We start from the raw sequence: 23,904 nt of genomic DNA on the forward strand, positions 1-23,904 counted from the left end.
CAAAGCGAGCCCCTTAACCCCACCGGACCGAAGGCATCACCCTATTTCACGCCTTCCGGCTGGCGTAGTTGGGCGCCTCGACCGTCATCTGGATGTCGTGGGGGTGGCTCTCTTTCAGACCGGCCGCGGTGATCCGGACGAACCGGCCACGCTGCTGCAGGTCTGGCACCGTGCGCGCGCCCACGTAGAACATCGACTGCCGCAGACCACCGACCAGCTGGTGCGCCACCGCGGCGAGCAGGCCCCGGTAGGGCACCTGGCCCTCGATGCCCTCGGGCACCAGCTTCTCGTCCGAGGCGACGTCGTCCTGGAAGTACCGGTCCTTGGAGAACGACTGCTGACGACCGCGGCTCTGCATCGCGCCGAGCGACCCCATGCCCCGGTACGTCTTGAACTGCTTGCCGTTGATGAACTGCAGCTCGCCCGGGCTCTCTTCGACCCCGGCCAGCAGCGAACCGAGCATCACCGTGTCGGCCCCGGCCACCAGCGCCTTCGCGATGTCTCCGGAATACTGCAGACCACCGTCGCCGATCACCGGGACACCGGCGGCCCGGCCCGCCCGCGCCGCCTCGAAGATCGCGGTCACCTGCGGGACGCCCACCCCGGCCACCACCCGGGTGGTGCAGATCGAGCCCGGCCCGACGCCGACCTTGATCGCGTCGGCGCCCGCGTCGATGAGCGCCTGGGCGCCCTCTTTGGTGGCGACGTTGCCGCCGATGACCTGGGCCGCCGTGTCGGCCTTGACCCGCCGGATCATCTCGGCGACGGCGCTGTTGTGCCCGTGCGCGGTGTCGACGACGATGATGTCGCAGCCCGCGTCCACCAGCGACCGGGCCCGCTTGTACGCGTCCTCGCCGACGCCGACCGCCGCGGCCACCACGAGCCGGCCGTCCGCGTCCTTCGTGGACAGCGGGAACTGGTCTTTCTTGACGAAGTCCTTGTGGGTGATCAGCCCGCAGAGGCGATTTTCGACGTCGACCAGCGGCAGCTTCTCGACCTTGTTGGCGCGCAGCAGCCGCAGCGCCTCGTCGGGGTCGACGCCCACCGGCGCGGTGATCAGCGGCATCGGCGTCATGACGTCGCGGACGCGCCGGGACGAGTCGGTCTCGAAGCGCATGTCGCGGTTGGTGACGATGCCGACCAGCACCCCGTCGGAATCGACGACCGGCAGGCCGGAGATGCGGTACCGGCCACAGGCCCGGTCGACGTCGGCGAGCGTGTCGTCCGGCGAGCAGGTCACCGGGTTGGAGACCATACCGGACTCCGACCGCTTGACCTTGTCGACCTCGGCCGTCTGGTCGTCGATCGAGAGGTTGCGGTGCAGCACGCCGACGCCACCCTGGCGAGCCATCGCGACCGCCATCCGGGCCTCGGTCACGGTGTCCATCGCGCTGGAGAGCAGCGGGATCCGGACCGAGATCTCCCGGGTCAACCTGGCCGTGGTGTCGACCTCGCTGGGCATCATGTCGGATTCGCCCGGCAACAACAGCACGTCGTCGAACGTCAGCGCAGTCGGGGCGAACAACTCAGCGAGTGAGTCCGGTGCGGCGAATACAGCGGGGTCGACCTGAGGCAGCATGCCTCATCGTAGCCGTCAGCAACTATCACTCGGAGTCCCCGCCCGGGCTACGGATGGGGCGGATGAGACCTGCGAAAACTACCGAGACAAGCTGAATCGGTGCTGCTCACACCGGTTCGGGACAACGCCGTACACCGAACTCACCGAGTGGTAGACCTCACGTCCGTGACCCTCGTTCCGGTACGCCGCGTGGTCGGAGCACTTCTCGCCGTCGGTCTCGCGCTCGGCTTCTCCGCGCCCGCCTCTGCGGCGGCGCCCGCCCCGAGCATCCGCACGGTGACCGTCACCTCGTTCGACGGGACCCCGATCGTCGTCCATCTGTTTCCGGCGACCGGACTGACCGCGGGGAAGAGAGCGCCGTCGGTGCTCTTCGGACCGGGCTGGGGTTCGGCGGGCGAGACCAACCCGGCCTCACCCACGGTCGCCGGGCTGAACAACGCCGGGTACAACGTCGTCACCTGGGATCCGCGCGGCTTCGGGAAGTCCGGCGGAGCGGCCTCGGTGGACTACTACAAGTACGAGGGCCGGGACATGCAGACCCTGGTCAGCTGGCTCGCCGAGCAGCCAGAAGCCCAGCGGGACGGCGCGAACGACCCCCGCGTCGGGATGGCGGGCGGCAGTTACGGCGGCGGCATCCAGTTCGTGACCGCCGGCCTCGACCGCCGCATCGACGCGATCGTGCCCACGATCGCCTGGAACTCGCTGGTCAACAGCATGTATCCGAACCGGACCGCGAAGACCGGCTGGGGCAACCTGCTCTGCCTCGCCGGCTCCGCCGGCACCAACCGGCTGGCCCAGCAGGTCAAGGACACCTGCGCACTGGCTTCCACCGGCGCGCTCCCGTCCCCCGCACTGGAGGCCTGGTGGCGAGACCACGGCCCGGCCGGCCGGCTGATCAGCCGGGTCCGCGTCCCCACGATGATCGTGCAGGGCACCGTCGACACGCTCTTCCCGCTGCGGGAGGGCATCGCCAACTACAACGCACTCCGGACGTCGGGCACGCCGGTGAAGATGGTGTGGTTCTGCGGCGGGCACGGCGTGTGCAACACACCGGCCGGGGCCGCGGGTCACGTCGAGGCGCTGACCGTGGCCTGGTTCGACCGCTGGCTCAAGCGCCGGCGAGGCACGGCGACCGGCCCGGGTTTCGAGTACGTGGACGACGCCGGCGTCTGGCGCGGAGCCCGGTCCTATCCGCTCGGCGGGACGCATCAGATCCGGAAGACCGGCTCCGGGACGCTCGCGTTCAGCCCGGCCGACACCTCCGGCACCGACGTCGCGGCGGCACCGGCGGTGAACGCGGTCCGGATCGCCGGGCCGGCCGCGACCGGACGACAGGTCGTCGGCCCGCCCACCCTGAAACTGACCTACCGGGCGACCGGCGACACGCCGCGGACGTCGCTCTACGCGCAGGTCGTCGATACCGGCCGGAACCTGATCGCCGGGAACTTCGCGACCGCGCTGCCGATCGTCCTCGACGGGCGCACGCACACGCTGTCGGTGCCGCTCGGCGCACTGGCCTGGAACGCCGCCTCTCTGACGCTGGAGATCACCGGCGGCTCGCGGCTGTACTTCCCGCAGCGGGCCACCGGGGCCGTGACGCTCCGCGCCGACGTGAGCTATCCGGTAACGGCGCCAGCACACAGCGTTATCTGAGGTGTCGGCCGATCGAAAACCCCTCCCAGCGTCGTGTCAAGGGGGAAGGCGCGGCGAAGCACGTGCGGCTACGGTGGGACCGTGCAGGACGAACCGCTAGACCCGTTCGCGGGTGATCCGACCGACCCGACGTCAGCCCTCGACGACGACGGGCCGGGTCGTGGTGGTGTGCAGCCACTCACCGCGGAGGAGCGGCAGGACGTTCTCGACGACCTGGCCGACCTCGACGTCTACGAGGCGCTGCTGACCGCCCGCGACATCCGCGGGCTGGTCGTCGACTGCGAAGACTGCCGGGTACCGCATTACTTCGCCTGGGATCTGCTCCGGGCGAACCTCCGCCACCTGCTCGTCGCAGGGCGCACCCGCGTGCACGAGCCCGCGTTCGACCCCGACCCCAGTGAGTACGTGACCTGGGAGTATGCCCGCGGGTACGCCGACGGGATGCAAGACGCGGTCGACGACGCGGACGACAGCGAGGCCTAGCGACTCGCCCGGCCTCGGGTGGCGGCGGTGGGGAGCTACCCGGTCGCCGCGGCCGGTGCCTCGGCGCCGGTCTGCTGGCCCGGATCCGGGTTCGCCTGCCCGGTGTCGGGCGACTCCGGTGCGGTCGTCCCCGGGCTCTCGGTCGCCGGACCGCTCGGGTCGGTCGGCTCGCTCGGCGGCGTCGGATCCGTGGTGGCCGGCGGCGGCTGCTGGGTCTGCCCTTGCGACTGGGACGGGTTCGGAGCCGGGCTCGGCGTCGGCGCGGCCGACGGTGACGCCGACTGCGAGCCGTTCCGGCCGCCGCGCTGATGGCGCTGCCACCGCGACCGGGTTGACGCATTCGTGCTCGGGTTGTCGGTGCCGGCGGTGCTCGGTGAGTCGGTGATCGTGCCGTCCGGATCGATGCCCGGCATCGACGTGGTCGTCTCGTGGAGGTCGGCGGCGAGTGCGTCGGCCTCGTCCGAGCCGTCGCGGACGTGGTGATCGAGCTTGTCCTTGGCCTCGGCGACGTACCGGCGGGCCGCGTCGGTGTCGCCCCGCTGCATCGCCTCGCGCGCTTTCCGCAGCGACGCGTGCGCTTCCTCGCTGGCGACGATCGACTTGGCCCGATCGGCGTAGACGACGCGGCTGATCGGCCACAACGTGTCGCCGGGGTGGGCGGTCGCGGCGGCCGCGACGCTGCCGGCCGAACCGGCGGCGAGGATCGCTGCGGTCGCGGCGACGGCCACCACCACCCGGTCGTACTTCCGGCGACGCGGGCGTCGGCCGTTGCGATGCGTCCCGCCGGTGTCGTCGCCGTCGCCGCCCGGCCCGTCGAACGTCGCGACCGGGCTCTCGGGCTTCGCGAACTGCTCGGTCGGCTCGTCACCGGCCCGCAGGTGGTCGGTGCTGCGCAGCTCGGCCGAGGGACGGGCGTAACCGGCGGCAACAAACGCCGATCGCGCCGCTTCGTCGATGCGGTCGGGCTCGCGGAACAACGGGAGCGGCGTCGTGGCCTCACCGAAGCCGTCGACGTCGACGTCGTGCGAGCCGTGGTAGCCGTTGCGGTCGTGGTAACCGCGGTGCTCGTGGTATCCGCCGGGCTCGCGGTAGCCGTCGACGCGCGGCAGCATGTCGGTCGCGGCCTCGTCGGTGTACCGGGCCAGGAACTCGGTCGCGTCGTCCGCGGTCGTCAGCAGGACCGGCGACCGGCTATCCGGAACGGACAGCGGCGGCAGGCCCCGGTCGACGTCGTCACGCCAGCCGGTGAGCAGGCGGGCCGTCACGTCGGCCCGGTAGGTGGCCGGGAGCTCGCCCCGGCCCAGGGCGTCCAGCAGGGCGTTGTCGCGCAGGATCGCATCCACAGCAGGGTCGGCTTCGTCGTCGAACGGGTCAACCAACCCGTGGCGGTCGGGAACGCCGTGTGCGCTCATGCCGTCTCCCGGACCGGATCGAGCGTCCGGCGGAGCCGATTCAGCGCCCGGTGCTGGGTGACCCGGACCGAACCGGGACTCATGCCGAGCGCCTGGCCGGTCTCTTCCGCGGACAGCCCCACCGCGATACGCAGCAGCAGGACGTCACGGTGGGCCGGCGGGAGCGTGTCGAGCAGGTCGCGCATGCGGCGGGACGAGTCGGCGTCGATCGCGAACCCCTCCGGGCCACCACCGGGAGCGATGGTGTCGGGGACCGTCTGCACCGGAACGCCGAGTTCGCGGGCGGCGACGCGGTGCGCGTCGGTCACCTTGTTCGCGGCGATGCGGAAGAGGAACGCCGTGAAGGGGCGCCCCTGGTCGCGATAGCGAGGCAGTGCGTGCAACACCGCGAGACACACCTCCTGCGCTACGTCGTCAGCCGTCGTGTAGGTACCGCCACCGGCTCGGCCCAGCCGGGCGCGGCAATAGCGCACCACCATGGGCTGCACCTGCCGGAGCAGTTCGGCGGTGGCTGCCGCATCGGACTGCGCCGCCCGGGCTGCCAGCACGTCCAACTCGCGTTCGACGCCTCCTCCGGACGGAGCTGCCCCGGTCATCGTCGCCCTGTCGGCGTACTGCAGGCCACGGTTCCTGACCGTAGCCTGCCAGCGAAGCCCGCGGGCGGCACCTGTCCGCACGGCCCAAACCCATCCCCCGGACGGATGAGAGCGCCTGGCCCGGATCGCAAGGTCAATCCGCAGGTCAGAGGGGGATAGATCAAATTCTCAACTACTTCGTCGGGCCGCCGAGGCTCTGTTGACCGGACGGTCGCGGAGCGTAGCGGGTGGCAGCTTCGGCGACACTGAGTAATGTCGACATGACACTTCGGACGGTCCAGAAACTGCCCAGGACGGTATTTCACCCCGGAATGAGCGCCCGGCCAATCCACCGTCCGGTCAAGGATCACATCCTCGAAACGACGCAACCTCCTGCGTTTGACTCGCTCTTCGACGCAAGATCGATGCAATATCTCGTCCGGACGCGTTTCCCGCCTCCTACCAGGGGAATTAGCTGGAGCGTCGCACCGGCAGTTTCACCAGGAGGACCCATGGCCGACGTCCGGCGCCTGCCCGGCACCAACACCGACGTCTGGGACTGGCAGCTCGAGGGCTCTTGCCGCGGTCTCGACAGCGCGCTGTTCTTTCACCCCGACAACGAACGAGGCCCGTCGCGGGCCCGACGCGAGAACGCGGCCAAAGCGATCTGCGCGGCCTGCCCGGTAGTGGAGCCGTGCCGTGCGCACGCACTCTCCGTGCGCGAGCCGTACGGGGTGTGGGGCGGCCTGTCCGAGGCCGAGCGCAACCAGCTCCTCGGCACCGGCCGGGGCGACGCGATCTGCCCTCCGGCCCAGCCCGCGGAGATCGTGCGCGCGATCTGAGGCTCGGCGTGGGCACCACTCGGGGCGGCCGGCGCGGCAACCGGCCCTTCGCCCGGCCTGCGGTGGTTCGCCGGGCGGCGTGAAATCGCAGTAAAAAGGCCGGTGGGGCGAGCCCCACCGGCCTTGGACGTGCAACGGGTCAGAAGCCCGGGCCGTGGCTGTGGCTGTGACCGTGACCACCGTGGGAGTGGCCGGCGGACTCCTCCTCAGCCGGCTTCTCGACGACCAGGCTTTCGGTCGTGAGGAGCAGACCGGCGATCGACGCGGCGTTGGCGAGCGCGTTGCGCGTCACCTTCACCGGGTCGACGACGCCCTGGGCGACCAGGTCGCCGTACTCGCCGGTGGCCGCGTTCAGGCCCGAGCCGACCGGCATCTCGGAGACCTTGCTGACCACGACGCCGCCCTCGAGGCCGGCGTTCTCGGCGATGTTGCGCAGCGGGTAGGAGAGCGCCGCACGGACGATCGCCACACCGGTCGCCTCGTCGCCGGTCAGCCCGAGGTTGCCGTCGAGCGCCGGGCCGGCGTGCACCAGAGCGGTGCCGCCACCGGCGACGATGCCCTCTTCCACGGCCGCCTTGGTCGCCGAGATCGCGTCCTCGATGCGGTGCTTCTTCTCCTTGAGCTCGACCTCGGTGGCCGCGCCCACACGGATCACGCTGACGCCGCCGGAGAGCTTCGCGAGGCGCTCCTGGAGCTTCTCGCGGTCCCAGTCGGAGTCGGACGCCTCGATCTCGTTCTTGATCTGCGAGATCCGACCGGCCAGACCCTCGGCCGAGCCGCCACCGTCGACGATCGTGGTGTTGTCCTTGGTGACGGTCACCCGGCGAGCGGTGCCCAGCACGTCGACGCCGACCTGGTCGAGCTTGAGGCCGATCTCCGGGGCGATGACCTGCGCGCCGGTGAGCTCGGCGATGTCGCCCAGCATGGCCTTGCGACGGTCTCCGAAGCCGGGCGCCTTGACCGCGACGACCGTGAAGGTCTTGCGGATCGAGTTGACGACCAGCGTGGACAGCGCCTCGCCGTCGACGTCCTCGGCGATGATCAGCAGCGGCTTCTTCGCCTCGACGACCTTCTCCAGCAGCGGGAGCAGGTCGGTGATCGACGAGATCTTCTCGGTGGTCACGAGGATGCGGGCATCCTCGAGAACCGCCTCGAGGCTCTCGGTGTCGGTCGCGAAGTAGGGCGAGATGTAGCCCTTGTCGATCTGCAGACCTTCGGTGACCTCGAGCTCGGTCTCCATCGCCGAGGACTCCTCGACGGTGATGACACCGTCGCTGCCCACGACGTCCATGGCCTCGGCGATCAGGTTGCCGATCGTGGCGTCCTGGGCCGAGATCGTCGCGACGTGCGCGATCGACTGCTTGGACTCGACCGGGATGGCCTTCTCCAGCAGCGCGGCGTTCACGGCGTCGACGGCGGCCTGGATGCCCCGGCGAACCGCGATCGGGTTCGCGCCGGCGGCGACGTTGCGAAGGCCCTCACGGACCAGCGCCTGCGCCAGCACGGTCGCGGTGGTCGTGCCGTCACCGGCGACGTCGTTCGTCTTGGTGGCGACCTCCTTGGCGAGCTGAGCGCCGAGGTTCTCGTACGGGTCGGTCAGCTCGACCTCACGCGCGATGGTGACACCATCGTTGGTGATCGTCGGGCTGCCGAACTTCTTGTCGAGGACCACGTTGCGGCCCTTGGGGCCGAGCGTGATCTTGACGACGTCCGCGAGCGCGTCGACACCGCGCTCGAGTCCCTTTCGGGCGTCGTCGGAGAAGCTGAGTATCTTCGCCATCTTTTTGGGCAATCCCTATCTAGATACCGGCAAGAAACGCGTTCGCCCCGGCGACGTGCGGCCGGGGTTCCGGCCGCCGTCGCCGGGGCGAACGCGTCAAGACAAGGCTTACTTCTCGACGACCGCGAGAACGTCGCGGGCCGAAAGCAGCAGGTACTCCTCGCCGGCGTACTTGACCTCGGTGCCGCCGTACTTCGAGTAGATGACGGTGTCGCCGACCTTCACGTCCACCGGAACCCGGGTGCCCTTGTCGTCGACACGGCCGGGGCCGACCGCCAGTACGGTGCCCTCCTGGGGCTTTTCCTTGGCGGTGTCCGGGATGACGATGCCGGAAGCGGTCGTCGTCTCGGCCTCGTTCGCCTGGACCAAGATGCGGTCCTCGAGCGGACGGATGGTGACCTTGGTAGCGGTCGTCACGTCTTTGTCCTCCCCCTTCGTGGGGTGCAAACCGTTGCAATCCACCGGTGCTTCACGGAGCGGCTCGCCGTCGCGGGGATCAAGACGCCCTCGTGCACGAGTTGGCACACTCGAAGGTCGAGTGCTAAACGAACCCTAGCAGTTGTTGGCACTCCGTCAAGCCGAGTGCCAGCGACTCGGCAACGTTCCGGATGTGCGCGCTCGGACCGGTGATGAGTCACGCGGTTCTCCCGATCTTTCTCGATCTTTCTCATCTGACTGGCCAGGCACGTGTCGTATAGTAGCCCGGAGCGATCAGTTGATTACTTTCAGTACACGCGTTAGGTTCCCCGTGTGACGTGGGCCGCAGAATTCACGAACAGTTGACACGGTTACTCTTCCTGACAGTGGGGCGGCGGGGAAGAGTTGGTCGTAGCGGCGGCACCAGCCAGGGCCCCCAATGGAGGAGCAGGACGATGCAGGCTCACATCGGCGACCGGGTACACGTACACGGATACACGACCGGGTCGCCTGACCTCTGGGGTGAGGTCCTGGAAGTGCGGGGCAACCAGGGACAGCCCCCGTACCTCGTGGCGTTCAACGACGGTCACCAGGGCCTGATCTTCCCGGGGCCCGACGCGGTCATCGAGCACACCGCCGCTCGTCGCTGAGTTTTCGCGGTGGTGCCGCTGGGCACCGGCCAGGCATGGGACGTATTCGGGTCGGCACCGCCTCCTGGACCGACCGGACACTGATCGCGTCCGGGTGGTACCCCGACGGCGCGGAGTCGGCCGCTGAGCGGCTCGGGTACTACGCGTCGCAGTTCGACATCGTCGAGGTCGACTCGACCTACTACTCGCCCCCGGCCGAGAACACGGCTGCGCTGTGGGCCTCACGGACGCCGGATGGTTTCACGTTCAACATCAAGGCGTTCTCGCTGCTCACGCAGCACCCGACCCGACCCGGCGCGCTCTACAAGGACCTCCGGGAGTCGTTGGGCCCGTCCTCGGAGAAGAAGAACGTCTACCTCCGCGATCTGGACGACGCCGTCGTGGACGAGGTCTGGGAACGGTTCCTCGCGGCCCTGCAGCCGCTCCGCGACGCCGGCAAGCTCGGCGCGCTGCTCTTCCAGTTCCCCCAGTGGTTCCCGATCGGGCGGCGCAACCGGGAGTACATCCTGGCGGTGAAGGAGCGGTGCGGCGCGGACCGGATCTGCGTGGAATTCCGCAACAAGACGTGGCTGTCGGCGGAGAACGCGGAGACGACGCTCGGGTTCCTGACGGACTACCAGGTGCCGTACGTCGTCGTCGACATGCCGCAGGGGCACGCGAGCTCGGTGCCGCCGATCGTGGTGGCGACGGCCGAGCTGGCAGTCGTGCGGTTCCACGGACACAGCGAGAAGTGGACCAGCAAGGACATCCACGAGAAGTTCGGATACCTGTACTCGGAGAAGGAGATGGAGGAGTGGGCGCCCCGGATTCGGGGGTTGGGGGCCAAGGAGACGCACGTGCTGATGAACAACTGCTATTCGGACTACGCACAGCGCAATGCCGCCCAGCTCGTAGACCTCCTGAGCTCGGAAGACAAGCCCTAGTCGGGGGTTGGTGGCCGTCGCACAGCGCACCCCACGGGAGCCGGCGCTCGACGCTGACGGGTCGACCGGGGACGCGGGACGGGCTCGGCGATCGGGGACGCGGACCGATCAGCATGCCGCGGGGTGGGTGGCGCTCCCGGCAGATGCTCGATCGGTACGGCGCGTCCGCCGCATCCGGTCGAGCCCGGGAGGCGTATCAGCGATTGTCGTTGGGCGATCGACTCTGAAATGTTCGCCTTGCTCGGGCGGATCGCGGCGCGAGTCGGCGGTAGTGCGCGCGGCGAGCCGACTCGGCGCGCTTGCCTCACCGGCGTCGGTCGACCAGCGCGACCGAGCGCCAAGCGGGTGCGTCGCCGACGCCGAGGATCGTGAGGACGACGTCCGCGCGGACGGTTGCTCCGCGGCATCGATGTACGCGGCTGCGCCGCAGCCGACCCACACGAGAAGCCCGGGTCTGCAGCAAGGCGGCCACCGCAGCCGCGTCGGTGCTTACGGGCCGGGCGGCGGGCCGGCCGGGCGAAGTAGGCGCTTTCGTGTGCCGCGCTCGACGTGCTCGCTCCTCCGTCTTGGCCCAGGACGTGGCCACGGTCGAGGGTGAGGTGGTGCGGTGCGGGCTCGCACCGAGCGCGCACCGCACCGGAGTCACTCGGTCGGCGGCGCCGTGTCGGCCTGCGGGTAGTCGGGCAGGGGACGGTCGGCGACCATACCGATCGGCGTCTCGGTCGGGGTGAAGGTTCGCCGCACGAGGACGCCCGGCTGGGTGTCCAGCGTGTGCCCCACGTCCACCGCACCGTCGGTGACGCTGACGAACGCCGTCGTCCACTTCCCGGCTCCGGTCTCGTCCGCGTAGCTGGACGTGATGAAGCGCCGGTGGATCGGGCGCAGCTCCGGCCCGTAGGGAGTCTTGTAGAAGCTGTACAGGTAGAAGAAGTGGAAGCCGATGTTCGTGTTCAGCACCGTGCAGCTGTAGCGGACCAGCTGGTCGGGGTAGCCGTCACCGGTCACGTCGGCGATCGCACCCTCGTTCACCTGGTAGAAGAGACCGTCGTGGACGGCCGCGCCCCACTCGCCGTCCTTGGGCCCGGTCATCTCCTCGATGTGACCGCCCGGACAGGCGGTGCCGTCCGGCAACGTCACGGTCGACCAGGGCACGGACTTCATCCGGCCGAAGTCGATCTTGGTGTTGTTCGTGTTCGGCTTCACGGCGGCCTGCGCCGGCGCCGCCGTGAGTGCGACTCCCGCGACCGCACTCGCAAGCATCACCGCCGCGACCAATCGCTTCCCGATCCTCATAGGACGCTCCAATCTCGCCGGTCCCTCCGACGACCGGGGCAGAGTTTCGCGACGCGGAGCAAATCGCCAGTAAACGTCCCCTTGCCGACACTCTCGTAACGATCTCGCGATTGCCAGAAAGGCCCTCAAACCGGCTCGCGACGCTCCGAAAGCCGTTCTTGCTGGCAATCCGTGATCATTTGCCGGAAGTCCGGTTAGCTGAACGGCATGAACCGGAGGATCAGTGCGTTTCGCCGAGCCATCGCGATCGCGGCCGTCGTCGTGCTGGCCGCGTGCGGGTCCGCGCCGACCCACGGGGGTGCGGGTTCCACGCCGCAAGCCGTGGAACCCTCGCTGTCTCCGTCTCCGTCGCCGAGCGGGCCGACCGAGTTGCCTCTCGGCGGGCGGACGATCTTCCCGGGCTACCGGGTGATCGCGTACTACGGCAGCACCGGCGGCGGCACTCTCGGTGTCCTCGGGGAGGCTCCCCCGGACGCGATCGTCCCCCGCCTGCGCGCGGCCGCCGCGCCCTTCGCCACCCCCGAGCGTCCGGTCCAGATCGCGTTCGAGCTGATCGTCCGGGTCGCCGACCGGCAACCCGGGCCCCACGGCATCTACAGCCACAGCATCAAGCCGTCGGTGGTCCGCCGGTACCTCGAGGCCGCCGAGCGGGCCAAAGCGCTCGTCGTGCTCGACGTCCAGCCCGGCCGGCTGAGCTTCCCGGACGCGATCCGGCCGTACCGGTGGGCGCTGGAACACCCCAACGTCGGGATCGCGCTCGACCCGGAGTGGCGCGTCGGGTACGACCAGGTGCCGGGCACGGTGGTCGGGCAGGTGTCAGCGGCCGAGGTCAACAAGGCGTCCGCGTACGTGGCCGACATCGTCCGCGCCGAGAACCTGCCACAGAAGCTGTTCGTGCTGCACCAGTTCCGCCGCCGGATGCTGCCCGACGTCGAGCGGATCGTGCCTCGCGCGGGGCTGGCGATGGTGCAGCACGTCGACGGCTTCGGCAACCGCGAGCAGAAAGACGCCACCTACGCCGCGGTCCGGCGTCCCGAGCAGTTCCACCTCGGCTACAAGCTCTTCTACGACGAGGACGTGGCCCGCTACCAGCCCGCCGAGGTACTCGCCTTCTCCCCTCCCCCCGAATACGTCAGCTACCAGTAGCCCACGCCCTAGTGGCGGCGGCGGGGATGGGGCGGGACCTGCTGGCCGGCGCCCCAGCCCAGTGCGCGGACGGTGGTGGTCGTCTGCGTGAGGGCGCGGGCGTTGCGTTCGTCGTCGGTTTCCAGGCGCGAGTACGCGTCGTCGCGGATCTTGATCGCGGCCATCAGCAGCGTGTCTTCGGAGCGCGACGGGGACGGCGTCGCCTCCAGGACCTCGACGGCCTCGGCCGCGGCCTCCGCTGCCTCTTCGACCCGCCCGATCGCGCCCATCGTCGCGCTCGCGGCGGCCAGCGACCGGGCCAGGTCGGGCAGGTGCGGGTTCGGGTCTTCGGCGGCCAGCTGACGCCGAATCGCGATCGCTTCGGCGACCGGCGACAGCGCGTCGTCCGGGCGGGCCAGCCGCACCAGCCGGTTGCCCAGGTTGTGCAGCGACAGGGCCAGCTCCGGCAGGTACGCCGCGCCCTCGGTGTCGGCCAGCCGCCGGTACACCTCGACGGCCTCCTCGACCGGCGTCAGCGCCTCCTGCTGCCGCCCGGCCTCGGCCAGCCGGATCCCCAGATTGTTGAGCGACGCGGCCAGGTTCGGCAGGTACGCGGTCGAGTTCGACGCGACCAGACGCCGGTAGACCGACACCGCTTCCTCGGCGGGCTGCAGCGCCTCCCGGCCGCGGCCGGTCTCGGCGAGCCGGTTCCCCAGGTTGTTCAGCGCCAGCGCGAGCTGCGGCAGGTGACCCACCGAGTCGGCCGCGACCAGACGCCGGTAGACGACGACGGCTTCCTCGGCCGGCTCGATCGACTCCTCCGAGCGCTCCAGGTCGGCCAGGCTGATGCTCAGGTTCGTCAGCGAGAACGCCAGCTCGGGCTGGTAAGTGGCGCGGTCGATCACGGCCAACCGGCGGCAGACCGCGACCGCCTCCTCCACCGGGTCCAGCGCGGCCTCGCGTCGCCCGGACTCGGTGAGCCTGATCCCGAGCGTGTTGAGCGCCGTCGCCAGCTCCGGCAGGTAGCTGACCGAGTCCTGCGCGGCCAGACGCCGGTAGGCGACCGCGGCCTCCTCGGCCGGCGGCAGGGCGTCTTCCGGACGTCCGGCGTCGGCGAGCGCCGAGCTGAGCAGGTCCAGCGACATCGCCAGGTCGGGCAGGTACGACGCGTCCGACATCGCGAGCCCGCGCTGCACCGCGACCGCGTCCTCGGCCGGGGCCAGCGCATCTTCGGTATGACCCAGTGCCGAGAGACGGATGCCCAGGTTGTTCAGGCACCGGGCGTATTCGCTGAGCTGGTCGGGCGTCCCGTCCGAGCCCGGGTAGGCCGCCGCGACCAGCCGGTCCGACAACGCGGCCGCGATGACCGCCCGGCTCGGCGTGTAACCGATCGAGAGCACCAGCGAGTCGAGTTGCTGCACGGTCTCGTCCGGGACGCCGTCCACGGCCAGCAGGTCGCCGATCGCCTTCGTGTACCGCTCGGGGGCCAACAGCGTGAGCGGCTGGGCGTACCGGTGCGGCGCGGTCTGCAGCAGCCAGGGCAGCGACACGCTGATCCGGTTCTTCGCCCGCTCCTGCCGCCGGGACGGCGTCGGGGCGGACAGGCAGCGGATCAGCGCGGACGCAGCGTGCAGCGCGGCCAGCGGATCGAGCTCACCGCAGATGTTCGAGATGACCGCCGACCACTCCGGGTCGGCCAGGCTCCCGGCCAGATCCAGCAGGTGGGCGTCGGCCAGGCGGGCCGGACGCGGTGAGGACCAGCCGGCCTCGGTGGTGCCCCGGTAGAGGCGGGAGAGCGCGATCGCGACGTCCGCGCGGCGGTCCGGCGGCACTTGCCAGGGCGGGGGCACGGCCCGCAGCGCGTGGATCGCGGCCTCCGGCGTCGCTGCGGGCAGCAGGTTCACGACGGCCATCGCCCAGTCGCGCTGACCGTCCTCGATCGCGCAACCGGCCGCCGCGAGCACCGCGGACACCTGCCGCCGCTCGTACGCCAGCACACCGGCGACGGGATCGGGCCCGCCACCGTCCCGGCGCGTGTGCCGCCGGAGCGCCGGCGCGGTCGCGTCGAGAACGCGCAGGGCGGCGTCCGCATAAAAGTCGAGGGTCGTGCCCCAGAGGCCGGCCGGGGGCGGCGAGGTCAGGCGGGCGAGGTCGGCCCGGGGCAGGACGCCGTCGGAGACGGCGCGGTTGGCGAACGCGGCGACGGCGGCGCGCCAGACCGCGGCCGACTCGCCTCCGCCGAGCTGCGAGGGCAGCGAACCGAGCGGTAGCGGATTCGGCGAGACCCAGGACCGCAGCCGGTGGGCCTCGGAGAGGTCGGTGAACCAGCCGTCGGGCGAGCGCGCCAGCAGCAGGACACGGATCCACGGGGCGGCGCCGTATTCGTCGATCGTCGCCAGCAGTTCGCCGACCAGCGGGCCGACCGACTCGGCCTGGTCGACGACCAGCAGCGTCGGCGTGCGCAGACGGGCGACCGACCGGATGCCGGCGATCACCTCCCCGGCCCGGCGGAGCTCCTTCTCCCAGTGCGTCCGGTCGGGGCCGGTCTCCTCCAGGTCGTTGATGCTGATCGAGCGCCAGTTCGCCGGGGGCAGGTGTACGAAACCGGCGAGCCAGCCCTGAGCCTCCAGCGCGGCGCAGACCTGCTGGGCGGCGTGGGTCTTGCCCTGGCCGCCGGCACCGCAGAGCAGGCGCAGGACCGGTCCGCGGTCGGCCTGGATCGCCCAGGCGACGAGGTCGTCGACCTCGGGGCGGGGCTGGATCGGGACGATCCGCGCTTCCGGGCGCAGCCATTCGGACGCCAGCCCGACCGGCACCACCGTGCCGGTCTCGAACAGCAGGCCGCGCGCCTCGGCGAGGGTCTCCGGCACCGGGAGCGGCGAGCGGACCCGGTCGCGGAGCTCGATCTCCGTTCCCGCGGGCAACTGCGGCAGTTCCGGCTCGGCCGGAGCGCTGGAGCCGCTCTCGATCGCGAGCAGGCCGCCGAAGCCCTGGACGCCACCGGCGCCGTACTCTTCCGCCCGGTAACCGCGCTGGTCACCGAAGTAGGGATCGTAGCCGCGGGGCGCGGGGTAACCGTGGTCGTAGGACGGCTCGCCGTAGCTGGGGCCGAACGTCGGATCGCCGTAGACCGGACCGTCGTCGCGGATCTGCTCGTAGACCCCGGTGCGGTACCCGGGGTCGTACGGGTCGTAGGCCGGAGAGCCCGGTCCGTGCCCCGGAGGTCCCCCGTAGGCGGCCTCGAGCTCCTGGTACTGCGACGAACGCACGTCGCCGAAGCCGTACTCGCCCGGGTCGCCGTACCCCAGGTAACCGCCGTACCCCGGCTCCTCCCGCTGCTGCTCCCGGCGATCGCGCCGACTGGGCCTACGCCCGGACGAGCGTCCCGAAGGCGCTCGTTCCGCGGCTTTGTCCACGCCCTCGGACCGGATGTCGTATTCGACCCAGCCCCGAGACGCTCGCCGACGTTCAGCCACTCTCGGTTCCCATGGCTCTCTCGGCTCCTTCGGCTCCCCGGCTATCAGGCAGCGTCATGAGCACCGTCGCTCGCCACCGACTCGTTCGCATCACGCGGGTGGGGCCACCTCGGTTCAACGGGATTCCCGGATTGATCGGGCCGGCGCGGGAAACCCCTGGCCGGGCTCGTATGTGAAGATGAGCGGCCGTGGAGGTTTCGGACGTCTCGGCGCTGCGGTCACCGGCCGGGGCCGCTGCACTGGAGGCGGCCGCGGTGGGTGGTGACCCGCTCGCGCTGGCCACCCGGCTCCGCGCGGCCGGCCACGACCCGCACCTGGTCTCGCTCGCGCTCACCCAGCAGCGCCTCCGGCGCTCCGCCGCGACCAAGCTGGGATCCGACGCTGCCGCCATGTTCTTCACGCCGGACGCCGCTGAGCAAGCCACCCGCGGCTCGGTGGCCGGTCGCCGGGCCGCCCGGCTGGCGGGCAGCGGTGCGCGCCGTGTCGTCGATCTGGGGTGTGGTGCCGGGGCCGATCTGATCGCGCTCGCCCGTGCGGGTCTGGACGCGACCGGCGTCGAGCGCGATCCAGTGACCGCGGCGGTCGCGGCGGCCAACGTGGAGGCGCTGGGGCTCTCGGAGCGGGTTCGGGTGATCCGCGGGGAGGCGGCGGACGTCGATCTCTCGGCGTTCGACGCGGCGTTCTGCGATCCGGCGCGACGATCCGGCGGGCGGCGGGTGTTCGATCCGGACGCCTACTCTCCACCGTGGTCGTTCCTGCTGACGCTGGCCGAGCGGATACCCCGGACCGTGGTGAAGGTGGCGCCGGGGATCGACCACGAGCGGATACCGGCCGGGGCCGAGGCCGAATGGGTGTCGGAGCGGGGCGAGGTGGTCGAGGCCGCGATCTGGTTCGGCCCGCTGGCCGGGGTCCCGCGGAGGGCGACGCTGCTGCCCGGCCCCGGCCCGGCCGGATCGCCTCCGCCGGCTGCGGCCGAGTTGACCGGGAGTGGGTCGCGGGAGGCACCGGTCGGGGACATCGGCGGGTACCTCTACGACCCGGACGGCGCCGTGGTGCGCGCGCATCTCATCGCGGAACTGGCCGATCGGATCGGCGGGCGGCTGCTCGATCCCTCGATCGCCTACCTCACCACCGGCGAACTGCGCCCGACGCCGTTCGCGCGGGCGTACGCGATCGAGACCGTACTGCCGTTCGGCGTGAAACGGCTGCGGGCCGAACTGGCCCGCCGCGACGTGGGACGGGTCGAGATCAAGAAGCGGGGCACCGCGGTGACGCCCGAGCAGCTACGGCCCCAGCTGAAACTGTCCGGGCCCGAGGAGGCCACCGTGGTCCTCACCCGGCGGGCCGGGAACCCGATCGCGCTGATCTGCCGCCGGCTCTGACGGTACGGTGCCGGGCGTGATGAGGCGCGTCGCGGTGGCGCTGTTCGGGCTCGCGCTCGTCGTCGGCGCGTACGACGCCCAGCAGTGGGTGGAGGGGGCGGGCGACTTCGACTGCGCCGGATATCTGCTCCAGCGCGACTGGGCGTTCTCGTCCTGGCTGGTGCCGGGCCTGGCCGGGGTGGCGGGCTGGTGGGTGCTGCGGCGGCCGATGCCGTGGGCGGTACCGACCGGCGTCGTGCTGCTGGCGGTCTCGCTGGTCTGGTACGCGATCAGCGCCGCGGTCGGGCCGATGAACACGATCGTGCGGGCGGCCGGGACGGCGCCTCCGCGGGACCTGCCCGGCGACCCGGGCAGCTCGAGCGACGTCGTCATGTGCGTGACGTCGAGCGCACCGGCTCCGGCCATGGACCGGCCGTTCGCGCTGGTGGCGGTGATCGGCATGGTGGCGTGTGTGGCCGCGCTGGCCACCGTCGTCCGGCCCGGTCCCGCGAAGCCGGCCGACGCGGTCACGCACTGGGCGCGGGGATGGCGGGAACTCGGGCTGATCGCGACGGCCTGCGGACTGGCCTGGGCGTGCTTCACCGCGGAAGGGCTGCTGCCGTCGCTGGCCGCGGTGTGCGCGCTGGTCGCCTGCGCGGTGTGCCTGCTGGGCGAGACCGCCGGGCCGTGGAGCGGTCCGGTCGGCGTCGTGCTGCTCGGGCCGCCGATCGCGGCGATCGTGCTCGGCGCGACCGACGGCCTGCTCACGCTGCTGCTCGGCGTCGCCGCCGGGCTCGTCGGCTCGGTGCTCTACGGCCGGCGTTACGTGTCGCGTCCCGACACCACTGAGACGAACAGCGAGGCGTAACGCTTGGCGTCGACGTCGAGCGCCACGTCGACGACCGGCGCCGGCTGGTGGCGGTGCGGGTCCCAGTCTTTGTCGCTCGCGCTGCGGCGGTCGACGACCGTGCACCCGCGTGTGTAGCGCCCCTCGAGCTCGACCCTCACCTCCAGCGCCTCGGTGGACAGCCCCTCCGGCGCGATCACCGACGCGACCGCACCCGCGTCACCGATCTCGGCCGAGTCCAGCTCACCGTTCATCCGGTAGAGCAGCAGCTGCCCGGCCAGCCGGGCGGACGGCACGTCGGACTCCGCCATCGCGGTCGCGTCGGCCTCGCTGACCCGCACCGAGTAGAAGACGTCGAGGCCGTACATCGTCACCGGCACGTCGGCGCCGAACACGATCGCGGCGGCCTCCGGATCGGCGAACACGTTGAACTCGGCCGACGCGGTCACGTTGCCACCGTTGACCGCGCCACCCATCAGCACGATCCGCTCGATCTTGCCCCGCAGTTCGGGGTAGCTCCGCAGCAGCAGCGCGATGTTCGTCATCGGCGCCAGCGGGATCAGCGTCACCGGGGTCTCGGCTTCACGGAGCAGGTCGCGGAGCAGTTCCACCGCGTGGCGCTCGTCGAGCGGCCGGGGCGACGCCGGTAGCCCGATGTCGGCCAGGCCGTCGGAACCGTGCACGTGCTCGGCGGTCTGGGTCGCGTCCGGCTGGGCGAGATGCGGCGGGTCGATCAGCGGACGCCGGGCGCCCGCCGCGACCGGCAGATCGGCCGGCGCACCGGCGACGTCGAGCACCCGCAGCGTGTTCGCGACGACCGGCTCGAGCCCGGTGTTGCCTGCGACGCAGGTCACCCCGAGCACGTCCAGAGCCGGCGACCCCACTGCCAGCAACAGCGCCAGCGCGTCGTCCACACCGGTGTCGACGTCCAGAATTACCGGTCGACCGGCGAAAAGTCCCATGAGTGCGCCTCACGTCGGAGCCAATGGGTGGGCGGGTCGGCGAGCGGCACCGGAGCCGACCGCCACCGGGAGATCACCACGAGCCGGTTGTCGGCGGACGTGAAGACCTCGGAGCTGATGTGGTCGAGGTTTCGCTCGAGCTGGGGTACGCCGACCGCACAGGCCCAGTCGACCAGGTCCTGGTGCGCCTCGGGATGAGCCGCCATCTCGACCATCCGCACGATCACGCCATCACGACCTCGGTGACCGGCAGGGACGAGTCGGCGGGCAGGTCGAGCGGGGACGGCGCCACCCCGGCGGCCACCAGCCTGGCCCCCAGCGCCGCGACCATCGCACCGTTGTCGGTGCAGAGCTTCGGGCGTGGCACCCGCAGCCGGATCCCGGCCTTCTCGCACCGGTCGGCGGCCAATGAACGCAGCCGCGAGTTCGCCGCGACCCCGCCGCCGATCACCAGCGTCTCGACGCCGTTGCGCTTGCACGCCTCGACCGCCTTGGCGGTCAGCACGTCGGCGACCGCCTCCTGGAAGGACGCCGCGACGTCGGCCACCGGCACCGGCTCACCGTTGCGCTGCCGGGTCTCGACCCAACGGGCGACCGCGGTCTTCAGGCCCGAGAACGAGAAATCGAACCGGTGCTCGGCGAGGTCTCGCGGCCCGGTCAGCCCGCGCGGGAACGCGATCGCCGCCGCGTCGCCCTCGCGCGCCGCCCGGTCGATCGGCGGCCCGCCGGGGAACGGCAGCCCGAGGACCCGCGCGACCTTGTCGAACGCCTCGCCGGCGGCGTCGTCGATCGTCGCGCCGAGCGCCTCGACGTCACCGGTCAGGTCGTCGACGAGCAGCAGCGACGAGTGACCGCCCGACACCAGCATCGCGATCGCGGGTTCGGGCAGCGGCCCGTGCTCGAGCGTGTCGACCGCGACGTGCGCGGCCAGGTGGTTGACGCCGTACAGCGGCTTGCCGAGCGCCAGCGCGTACGCCTTGGCCGCGGCGACACCCACCAGCAGCGCACCGGCGAGCCCGGGACCGGCGGTGACCGCGATCGCGTCCACGTCACCGAGGGTCACCCCGGCGTCGGCGAGCGCGCGGTGGACGGTGGGGACCATCGCCTCGAGGTGCGCCCGGCTGGCGACCTCGGGTACCACCCCACCGAACCGGGCGTGCTGCTCGACGCTCGACGCGACCGCGTCGGCGAGCAGTTCGTAGCCGCGGACGATGCCGACACCGGTCTCGTCGCAGGACGTCTCGATGCCCAGTACCAAAGGTGCGTCCATCACTCCCCCCTCGCCTCCCACTGCATGACCACGGCATCGGTGCCGCTGGGCTGGTAGTAGCCGCGGCGGAGCCCCACGGCCTCGAACCCGCGGCGAGCGTACAGCCGCTGAGCGGGTCCGTTGTCGGCCCGGACCTCGAGCAGCACCTGCCGGGCGCCGCGCCGGACCGCCTCGTCGAGCAACTCGTCGAGCATCCGGCGACCCAGGCCGGAGCCCTGCCGGTCGCGGCGCACGGCGACGTTCTGCACCCAGGCGTCCTCCGGGCCGTAGACGCAGAGACCGGCGTAGCCGATCACCTCGTCGTCCTCGACCGCGACCCGGTACCAGCGGGTGTCGGGCTGGGCGAGCTCCGACCAGAACATGCCCGGCGACCACTCCTCGTCGCCGAACAGGTCTCGCTCGATCGGGCCGATCTCCTCGATGTGCCACCAGCGCATCGGGGCCAGGATCACGTCAGCACTGATTTCGCGGCGCCGGGCTCCACCGCGTCGGGCCGGCGCAGGTAGAGCGGGGTGAGCGGCTCGGCCGGAGCTTTACCGAGGACGCGGTCGGCGGCGCGGCGGGCCAGGCCGGCCACCGTGGGGTAGAGCGGTTCCTCGACCGGCAGCCCGAGTTGCCCGGCGTACAGCGCCGCACCGCTGCCGACCGCGACCGGAGTCTCAGCGGCGAGATGGGACGCGAGGTCGGCGGGCTTGGCCACCGCGGGGCCCTCGACGCGCACACCGGCCTCGTCGTACCGGGCCCAGTACACCTCGCGCCGCCGCGCGTCGGTCGCGACCAGCAGCGGACGCCCCGGCCCGGCCAGACCGTCGAGCGAACAGACCGGGTACGCCGGGATACCGAGCGCATCGGAGAGCGACGCCGCGGTGACCAGCCCGACCCGCAGGCCGGTGAACGGCCCCGGGCCGACCCCGGCCACGATCGCGGCGAGATCTGCGGCGCGGATGCCCGCCTCGTCGAGCACGGCGCGGATGCCCGGCGCCAGCGTCTCCCCGTGCCGCTTGGCGTCGACCACCACGTGCTCGGCGCGCACCGCCGCCTCACCGTCGGAGAAGTCGACGACGCCGACGGTCACAGCAGCGGTAGCGGTATCGACCACGAGAGCCAGCACGCCACAACTTTACGTTCGGGTGCCGACAGAGTGGGCGTCGGCCGGTGGACGGTCGCCGGTGGCGCCCGGCACCACCCTGTACGCCGTGAGCTACGACAACTACAACTCGTACGGGTACACGCCGGCCGCACCGCCACCGGTGGAACCTCCGCGGTCGTCCGGGCGCAGCATCGGCGTGTGGCTCGTCATCGGCTTCCTGGCCGCGCTGGTTCTCGTGGTCGGCTGCCTCACGCTGTGCGTGATGGGCGGCTTCCTGCTCGAGAAACAGGACGCGGCCAAAGCGTCCGCCTCGCGGTCGTCGCAGTCCTCGTCCGTACCGTCGTCCGCGGCGGCGCCGGTCGAGCGCCAGACGCTCCGACCGGCCGGCGCGCCCTACAGCTGGCAGGTCCCCACCGGATTCGTCGAGGTGACCGCTCCCGCGTCGCTGCGAGGCGAGGCTTCGCACCCGTCCGCCGCCGCGCTGACGACGTCCGACACCGCCAACGTCATCGTCACGAACTCCGACGAGCTCAAGGCCGACGCCACCACGCTGGACGACGCCACGCTGCGCTCCGAGACCGATGCGGTGGTGAAGGACCTGGGCCACGACCCGACCACCGGGAGCGCGGTCACCGTGCGGGGCTACCGCGCGCTCCGCTACACGTTCCGGTACGGGGCCGACGAAGCCGACAACTACTTCGTGTTCAACGGCACGACGGAGATCCAGGTCCTCTGCCGGTGGAGCGACAAGAAATCGGAGATTCTCCGCGGCTGCGAAGAGATGCTGTCGACGCTCACGATCGACTGAAAGCAGCGAGGCGTACGGGGCGAATGTGCCCCCAGATGGGGGCCGTACGGCCACTGGCGCTTGGTCCGCTGTGCGACAACTGTGTCCGGTACGCGACAGTGTTTGCGTCGGCATCGGCACACCCGGAACGTCATCGGCGCAGCATGCTGGGGTTGAATCGGGGCCGGTGATGAGCCCATGACGACCGGAGAAGAGCGGAACTAGCATGAGTTACGACCCGAACCAGCCCTATGGGCAGCCGAACGACCCATACGGTCAGCCGGCGAACCCGTACGGCCAGCCGTCGTCGGGGTCTCCGTACAACCAGCCCCAGTCCGGGTCTCCGTACAACCAGCCCGGTTCCGGCGACCCGTACGGCCAGCCCGGTTCCGGCGCTCCCTACGGCCAGCCCGGTTCGGGCGACCCGTACGGCCAGCCCGGTTCCGGTGGTCCTTACGGCCAGCCGGCCTCTGGTGTTCCGTACGGCCAGCCGCCGGCGAACCCGACCGCGCCGTTACCCCCGGGCGACCCGTACGCGAACCCGAGCGCGGGCGCCTACGGCAACCCGAGCGCCGGTGCCTACGGCGCCGACCCGTACGCCGCTCCGGCCGACCCCTACGGGAACCCGGCGGGCGCCTACGGCGCCCCGGGCGGCGGTTACCCACCGCCGGCCCCGCCGAAGAAGAGCAAGACCGGCTGGATCGTCGGCGGAATCGTCGGCGTGGTCGTCGTGATCATCCTGGTCTGCAGCGTCGGTACCTGGCTCGTCTCGAAGTCCGACGACAAGAACGACACCGCGACCACGAAGCCCAGCGGCAACTCGACCGCTCCGTCGAGCACGGCCTCCACGCCGGCCACGCCGGAGTCCACCGGGCCGTCGATCGACACCAGCCGCCCCGAGGTCCGTCCGGCCGGCGCGCCGTTCAGCGTCCGGCTGCCCGAGGGCTTCCAGGAGGTCAAGGCCCCGAGCTCGGAGACGACCGGCGCCAGCAGCGAGTACACCGCCGCGATGGCGACGTCCGCGTCCGAGCAGAACGACTTCCTGATCCTCGACTCGTACACGCTCCCGGCCGACACGAGCACGATCAGCGACACGCAGCTCGAGACCGAGTTCGACGGTCTGGTGAAGCGAATCGGTCAGGACGCCACAACCCGGCAGAACGTGACCTACAACGGTTACAAGGGGTACTTCTACCAGTTCAACTTCGGGACGGCGAAGGCCTACAGCTACTTCATGTTCAACAAGACCAAGGAGATCCAGATCCGTTGCCAGTGGGCCGACCAGGAGTCGCAGATCAAGACCGGCTGTGACTACATCCTGAACACGCTCACGATCGACTAACAGCTGGGTCACGGATCGGCAACCGCCGTCCGCAGCA

The 23,904-nt window shown here is 71.2% G+C and carries 22 protein-coding genes; 10 read left to right on the forward strand and 12 right to left on the reverse strand.

The features are described 5' to 3' along the window. Positions 1 to 46: 46 nt before the first annotated feature. On the reverse strand, positions 47 to 1,579 hold the full coding sequence (gene guaB / locus ACIBZJ_RS29280) for an IMP dehydrogenase (RefSeq protein ID WP_395935195.1): 1,533 nt from the start codon (positions 1,577 to 1,579) through the stop codon (positions 47 to 49). A 165-nt stretch (positions 1,580 to 1,744) separates the two neighbouring features. Here guaB and ACIBZJ_RS29285 point away from each other — a divergent pair, with 165 nt between their 5' ends. Further along, positions 1,745 to 3,232: an alpha/beta hydrolase family protein gene (locus tag ACIBZJ_RS29285; protein WP_395935197.1), complete on the forward strand. Its 1,488-nt coding sequence runs from the start codon at positions 1,745 to 1,747 to the stop codon at positions 3,230 to 3,232. A gap of 81 nt (positions 3,233 to 3,313) precedes the next feature. Next, positions 3,314 to 3,715: a DUF5319 family protein gene (locus tag ACIBZJ_RS29290; RefSeq protein ID WP_395935199.1), complete on the forward strand. Its 402-nt coding sequence runs from the start codon at positions 3,314 to 3,316 to the stop codon at positions 3,713 to 3,715. A gap of 35 nt (positions 3,716 to 3,750) precedes the next feature. Here ACIBZJ_RS29290 and ACIBZJ_RS29295 read toward each other — a convergent pair whose 3' ends face one another. Further along, positions 3,751 to 5,127, reverse strand: coding sequence for a hypothetical protein (locus tag ACIBZJ_RS29295; protein WP_395935201.1), 1,377 nt, complete (start codon positions 5,125 to 5,127; stop codon positions 3,751 to 3,753). Further along, positions 5,124 to 5,723 carry an RNA polymerase sigma factor ShbA gene (gene shbA / locus ACIBZJ_RS29300; protein WP_395935203.1) on the reverse strand — a complete coding sequence of 200 codons (600 nt, stop codon included), beginning with the start codon at positions 5,721 to 5,723 and terminating at the stop codon, positions 5,124 to 5,126. The genes ACIBZJ_RS29295 and shbA overlap by 4 nt, the downstream gene beginning before the upstream one ends. A gap of 491 nt (positions 5,724 to 6,214) precedes the next feature. Between shbA and ACIBZJ_RS29305 the strand changes: the two genes are divergently transcribed. Then, complete coding sequence (locus tag ACIBZJ_RS29305) at positions 6,215 to 6,544, forward strand: WhiB family transcriptional regulator (RefSeq protein WP_395935205.1); 330 nt, start codon at positions 6,215 to 6,217, stop codon at positions 6,542 to 6,544. A 139-nt stretch (positions 6,545 to 6,683) separates the two neighbouring features. Here the strand turns inward: ACIBZJ_RS29305 and groL are convergent, their stop codons facing one another. Continuing rightward, a complete protein-coding gene (gene groL / locus ACIBZJ_RS29310) occupies positions 6,684 to 8,324 on the reverse strand; it encodes a chaperonin GroEL (protein WP_395935207.1) in 1,641 nt (546 codons plus the stop codon). Positions 8,325 to 8,432: 108 nt separating this feature from the next. After that, positions 8,433 to 8,741, reverse strand: a complete 309-nt coding sequence (gene groES, locus ACIBZJ_RS29315) for a co-chaperone GroES (RefSeq protein ID WP_395935209.1) — start codon at positions 8,739 to 8,741, stop codon at positions 8,433 to 8,435. Between the two features lie 455 nt (positions 8,742 to 9,196). Between groES and ACIBZJ_RS29320 the strand changes: the two genes are divergently transcribed. After that, on the forward strand, positions 9,197 to 9,391 hold the full coding sequence (locus tag ACIBZJ_RS29320) for a DUF1918 domain-containing protein (RefSeq protein ID WP_395935211.1): 195 nt from the start codon (positions 9,197 to 9,199) through the stop codon (positions 9,389 to 9,391). 35 nt (positions 9,392 to 9,426) lie between these two features. Then, positions 9,427 to 10,314, forward strand: a complete 888-nt coding sequence (locus ACIBZJ_RS29325) for a DUF72 domain-containing protein (protein WP_395935213.1) — start codon at positions 9,427 to 9,429, stop codon at positions 10,312 to 10,314. 642 nt (positions 10,315 to 10,956) lie between these two features. Here ACIBZJ_RS29325 and ACIBZJ_RS29330 read toward each other — a convergent pair. Continuing rightward, entirely contained in the window at positions 10,957 to 11,607 is a 651-nt protein-coding gene (locus tag ACIBZJ_RS29330) for a hypothetical protein (RefSeq protein WP_395935215.1), read from the reverse strand. A gap of 207 nt (positions 11,608 to 11,814) precedes the next feature. Between ACIBZJ_RS29330 and ACIBZJ_RS29335 the strand changes: the two genes are divergently transcribed. Beyond that, entirely contained in the window at positions 11,815 to 12,753 is a 939-nt protein-coding gene (locus ACIBZJ_RS29335; RefSeq protein ID WP_395935217.1) for a hypothetical protein, read from the forward strand. An 8-nt stretch (positions 12,754 to 12,761) separates the two neighbouring features. On the opposite strand, the gene ACIBZJ_RS29340 is transcribed toward ACIBZJ_RS29335, so the two are convergent. Further along, positions 12,762 to 16,148 (reverse strand): tetratricopeptide repeat protein, encoded by a 3,387-nt coding sequence (locus ACIBZJ_RS29340; protein WP_395935219.1) that lies wholly within the window; start codon positions 16,146 to 16,148, stop codon positions 12,762 to 12,764. A gap of 248 nt (positions 16,149 to 16,396) precedes the next feature. Here ACIBZJ_RS29340 and ACIBZJ_RS29345 point away from each other — a divergent pair, with 248 nt between their 5' ends. Next, positions 16,397 to 17,590 (forward strand): methyltransferase domain-containing protein, encoded by a 1,194-nt coding sequence (locus ACIBZJ_RS29345; protein ID WP_395935221.1) that lies wholly within the window; start codon positions 16,397 to 16,399, stop codon positions 17,588 to 17,590. A gap of 16 nt (positions 17,591 to 17,606) precedes the next feature. Beyond that, a complete protein-coding gene (locus ACIBZJ_RS29350; protein WP_395935223.1) occupies positions 17,607 to 18,437 on the forward strand; it encodes a hypothetical protein in 831 nt (276 codons plus the stop codon). Here ACIBZJ_RS29350 and ACIBZJ_RS29355 read toward each other — a convergent pair. The 5 genes from ACIBZJ_RS29355 to tsaB are packed head-to-tail and all read right to left on the reverse strand — an operon-like array spanning position 18,392 to position 21,759. Continuing rightward, a complete protein-coding gene (locus ACIBZJ_RS29355) occupies positions 18,392 to 19,378 on the reverse strand; it encodes a nucleoside hydrolase (RefSeq protein WP_395935225.1) in 987 nt (328 codons plus the stop codon). The genes ACIBZJ_RS29350 and ACIBZJ_RS29355 overlap by 46 nt on opposite strands. Continuing rightward, positions 19,351 to 19,605 carry a hypothetical protein gene (locus ACIBZJ_RS29360; RefSeq protein ID WP_395935227.1) on the reverse strand — a complete coding sequence of 85 codons (255 nt, stop codon included), beginning with the start codon at positions 19,603 to 19,605 and terminating at the stop codon, positions 19,351 to 19,353. Before ACIBZJ_RS29360 ends, ACIBZJ_RS29355 begins: the two co-directional genes overlap by 28 nt. Next, the gene (gene tsaD, locus ACIBZJ_RS29365) at positions 19,602 to 20,651 is read right to left on the reverse strand and encodes a tRNA (adenosine(37)-N6)-threonylcarbamoyltransferase complex transferase subunit TsaD (RefSeq protein WP_395935229.1); all 1,050 of its coding nucleotides are present in this window, start codon (positions 20,649 to 20,651) and stop codon (positions 19,602 to 19,604) included. The genes ACIBZJ_RS29360 and tsaD overlap by 4 nt, the downstream gene beginning before the upstream one ends. After that, positions 20,648 to 21,085 (reverse strand): ribosomal protein S18-alanine N-acetyltransferase, encoded by a 438-nt coding sequence (gene rimI, locus ACIBZJ_RS29370; protein WP_395935582.1) that lies wholly within the window; start codon positions 21,083 to 21,085, stop codon positions 20,648 to 20,650. The genes tsaD and rimI overlap by 4 nt, the downstream gene beginning before the upstream one ends. A gap of 11 nt (positions 21,086 to 21,096) precedes the next feature. Next, a complete protein-coding gene (gene tsaB / locus ACIBZJ_RS29375; protein ID WP_395935231.1) occupies positions 21,097 to 21,759 on the reverse strand; it encodes a tRNA (adenosine(37)-N6)-threonylcarbamoyltransferase complex dimerization subunit type 1 TsaB in 663 nt (220 codons plus the stop codon). Between the two features lie 85 nt (positions 21,760 to 21,844). Here tsaB and ACIBZJ_RS29380 point away from each other — a divergent pair, with 85 nt between their 5' ends. Further along, on the forward strand, positions 21,845 to 22,546 hold the full coding sequence (locus tag ACIBZJ_RS29380) for a hypothetical protein (protein WP_395935233.1): 702 nt from the start codon (positions 21,845 to 21,847) through the stop codon (positions 22,544 to 22,546). A 205-nt stretch (positions 22,547 to 22,751) separates the two neighbouring features. After that, entirely contained in the window at positions 22,752 to 23,867 is a 1,116-nt protein-coding gene (locus ACIBZJ_RS29385) for a hypothetical protein (protein WP_395935235.1), read from the forward strand. Positions 23,868 to 23,904: the final 37 nt, after the last annotated feature.

Source organism: Cryptosporangium sp. NPDC051539 (assembly GCF_044454545.1).
Lineage (GTDB): Bacteria > Actinomycetota > Actinomycetes > Mycobacteriales > Cryptosporangiaceae > Cryptosporangium.